A 3,504-nucleotide genomic window follows, 5' to 3' on the forward strand; every position below is an offset into this window, starting at 1 on the left:
CGCCGAACACAACATCCCAGAATGGCCCCCGACCACGGTCGAGGGCCATTCTGCATTTCGAAACCACCCATCACCACACCCACGAGCATCCGATGAACGCGCGCGCACCCGCCACAATCCGGGCCTGACCTCGTGCCGGCAGACGACGCCACCGCGGACTGCGGACCGCTCTTACCAGCGCAGACGCGCGCGCGTTCGCTATCCGCGCGCACAATCGCGCCCCGACCACTCGCCATTTCCCGCGCACCTGACGAACGCGCGCGCATTCGCGACGAGCCGGGGCCGGACCCGGGTGCCGGCTCGCGTCGTCACTCCGCGCGCTGTCTCAGGCATCCCAGACGCCTCGACTCACACACCGCTGCCCCGAACTGCTCCGGAGCGTTTGCCCCGACACACGCGCGCGCGTTTGCCATCGCGCGCACAATCGCGCCCCGACCAGCCCCCAATTCCCGCGCACTTCACGAACGCGCGCGCATTCGCGGGCGATGCCTAGGCGGCAGCAACTGTCCTGACCTGCGATACAGGTCAGGCGTGCACAGCAACGGGCTCGTCGGCGGTGACTTTCACATCTTTCGGATTCGCGAGGACTGTTTCGACGGAGCGTCCGCGAAGAGTCACCGAGTCACCGAATTCCCAGCGACCCGATTCCTCGTCTGCGGCACCGTCGACTGCCGTTTTGGAGGCCAGGATCGCCCCTGGAGCGTTCTTCGCCAGCTCGGAGAGGCGGGCAGCCTCGTTCACCGGGTCTCCGATCACGGTGTATTCGAATCGGGACTTCGCACCGACGTTGCCGGCGACTGCGCGTCCCGCTGCGACACCCACAGCGGCACTGCATTCGGGCACTTCGACCAGCAGCCGTCGGGCAATTGCTCGTGCTGCGGCCAACGCCGAGCCGCAGTGGTCGGCAATTTCGTTGGGAGCTCCGAAGATAGCGAGCGCGGCGTCACCCTCGAACTTATTGATGAAACCGCCATGCTCGTCGACCTCGTCGACGACCACGGCGAAGAATCGATTGAGCAGATCAACGACTTCGGTGGGTGGTCGAGACGCCGCCAGCTCCGTCGATCCCACGAGGTCGATGAAGAACACTGCGATATCGCGTTCCCGGCCCCCGAGTTCGCTGTCGGATTGCAGTGCTTTCTCGGCGACCTCGTGACCCACGTGCCTGCCGAACAGGTCACGGATCTTCTCCCGATCGCGCACACCGTCGGCCATTCGGTTGAATCCGCTCTGCAGTTCACCGAGCTCGGTGCCGTCGTACACAGCGAGACGGACATCCATGTTGCCCTTCTCCACCTCGGCCATCCCCGCGCGCACATTGTTGATGGGCGATGTCGTGGCGAAACCTCCGAGCACGGTCAGCGCAAGGCCGAACACGATCGTGATGCCACCGAGGGAAAGGATGGACACGGCGAGCTGAGTCGCTGTCGTTTCGGGATTGATGAAGCGGAAGATCGCGATGATCATCAAACCGCTGACCGGCACGCCGGTGCCCAGCAGCCACGAGAGAATCGAGCGGCCCATGACTCCGGCAATACGAATCCGTCGAGGATCGCCGGCTTCGAGTGCCCGAGCTGCAGCAGGACGAAGGGCGAATTCACTGAGCAAATAGCTGAAGGCACAGACGACTGTGCCACCGGCGGCGATGGTGAAGGCCACCTTCGGGATCGACGCCGAGTCGATGATGCCGTCGATCGTGGTGAGCAGCAGCAAGGCTCCGATCCAGAGCAGAATTTGGATTCGCGTCAGTCGCCATGGCATCGCCAGTGTCGCGACCTGTTCTTCGCGGCTGGGTTGCCGGTCCTCGATTGCCCACCGCAAACTTCGCAGAGCGTGCGTGGTGCCCCACACCGCACCGACGACGAATGCCACGAACACGTAGACCGGGACGACGATGTAGTTCACCCACCAGTACTTGTCGGGATCGAGGACGTCCGGGCCGGGCACCACGACGCTGATCAACACACCGACGATGACCGCGCCGATCAGATTCGACAGGATCAGGAAGACGGTCAGCAGGATCTGGATTCGGACCCGCCGTCGGCGAGGTGATTCGGAGGTGTCGCCGAGCAGTCGGGAGCCCAGCGGAGCGGCAGATCGTCTCAATTGCGGCATGGTCGTCACAGACTATCGGGGCTCCTGCTTTAAGGTGGTCGAGTGCGTCTAGTTATTGCTCGTTGCCAAGTCGACTACGTCGGCCGCCTCACCGCACACCTCCCGTCCGCTCGCCGACTGCTCCTCGTCAAGTCCGACGGATCGGTCAGCGTGCACGCGGACGACCGGGCCTACAAGCCCCTCAACTGGATGTCTCCGCCCTGCTGGATGGTCGAGACCAACGAGGACGAGACGACCAAGTGGATCGTCACCAACAAGGCCGGTGAGGAACTTCGCATCACCATCGACGACGTCGAACTCGACTCGAGTCACGAGTTGGGTATCGATCCCGGTTTGGTGAAAGACGGTGTGGAGGCTCACCTTCAAGAGTTGTTGGCCGAGCACGTCAGCACCTTGGGAGACGGATACACGCTCGTGCGACGCGAATACATGACGGCCATCGGACCGGTGGATCTGCTGTGCCGCAACGCCGATGGCGGAACGGTGGCAGTGGAGATCAAGCGACGTGGTGAGATCGACGGTGTCGAACAGCTGACTCGGTATCTGGAGCTGCTCAACCGTGATCCGCTGCTGGCCCCGGTCAGTGGAGTGTTCGCTGCGCAGGTCATCAAGCCTCAGGCGAAGACACTGGCCACCGACCGCGGCATTCGTTGTCTCACACTCGACTACGACGTCCTACGGGGAACCGACAGCACCGAGTTCCGTCTTTTCTGACGGCGGTCGGCACGAATCGGCCCGTTCTCTACACTGGCCGGGTGCCTCGTCGTAACCAACCCCGCCGACCGAATCGGAGCGGCCCGAGTGATCTCGCTCCGGCTACCGATTCCGTGCTGGGCGGCAACCGGATCGAGGTCGGTCCGGACGGTGACACGTATACGACGCGGATGGTTCCGGGTGCCAAGGCCGTGAAGACCTATCGATGCCCTGGCTGTGATCACGAGGTGCGGCCGGGCGTCGCACATGTCGTCGCGTGGCCGTCGGACGATTTCGGTGGTGCCGACAATCGCAGACATTGGCACACCGGATGTTGGTCCGGCCGAAACACGCGAGGCCTCACCCGCAGATGGTCGTAGCGGGGGAGGCCAGGCGCGGGACCTGCTGAATCAGGACGCCGAGTCGGCCGATTCCTTCTCGTCCTCGGCCTTCGCGGCTGCCTTCTCTTCTTCCTTCTTCAGGATGGCCGTCGGGTCGGGATTGTCGAGCAGTTCGCTCTCGCGATTGACCGAGGCGAGCATCGCCGGAACCGAATCGAGCTGGCCCCGAATTCCGAGCAGCTGTGCCAGTACGCGACTGCGGAGCACCCGCAGCTCCTCGGCCAGTTCTTTGGAGTGCGCGATGCGACGCTCGGCCTGCTCACTCGCGGACTGAAGCCGTCGGGCAGCCTCGGTG

At 63.9% G+C, this 3,504-nt stretch carries 3 protein-coding genes and 1 pseudogene; 2 read left to right on the forward strand and 2 right to left on the reverse strand.

Going from position 1 to position 3,504, the window contains the following annotated elements; genetic code table 11:
* Positions 1 to 525 precede the first annotated feature (525 nt).
* On the reverse strand, positions 526 to 2,115 hold the full coding sequence (locus A2J02_RS12010) for an adenylate/guanylate cyclase domain-containing protein (protein ID WP_068050400.1): 1,590 nt from the start codon (positions 2,113 to 2,115) through the stop codon (positions 526 to 528).
* Positions 2,116 to 2,157: 42 nt separating this feature from the next.
* Here A2J02_RS12010 and nucS point away from each other — a divergent pair, with 42 nt between their 5' ends.
* The gene (nucS, locus tag A2J02_RS12015) at positions 2,158 to 2,829 is read left to right on the forward strand and encodes an endonuclease NucS (RefSeq protein WP_068050398.1); all 672 of its coding nucleotides are present in this window, start codon (positions 2,158 to 2,160) and stop codon (positions 2,827 to 2,829) included.
* Between the two features lie 41 nt (positions 2,830 to 2,870).
* Complete coding sequence (locus tag A2J02_RS28680) at positions 2,871 to 3,188, forward strand: ATP/GTP-binding protein (RefSeq protein WP_082898788.1); 318 nt, start codon at positions 2,871 to 2,873, stop codon at positions 3,186 to 3,188.
* A gap of 30 nt (positions 3,189 to 3,218) precedes the next feature.
* On the opposite strand, the pseudogene A2J02_RS12025 reads toward A2J02_RS28680, so the two are convergent.
* Positions 3,219 to 3,504: pseudogene (locus A2J02_RS12025) on the reverse strand (hypothetical protein); the annotation flags it as partial.

Origin of the sequence: Rhodococcus sp. EPR-147 (assembly GCF_001647185.1) — a bacterium.
Lineage (GTDB): Bacteria > Actinomycetota > Actinomycetes > Mycobacteriales > Mycobacteriaceae > Rhodococcoides.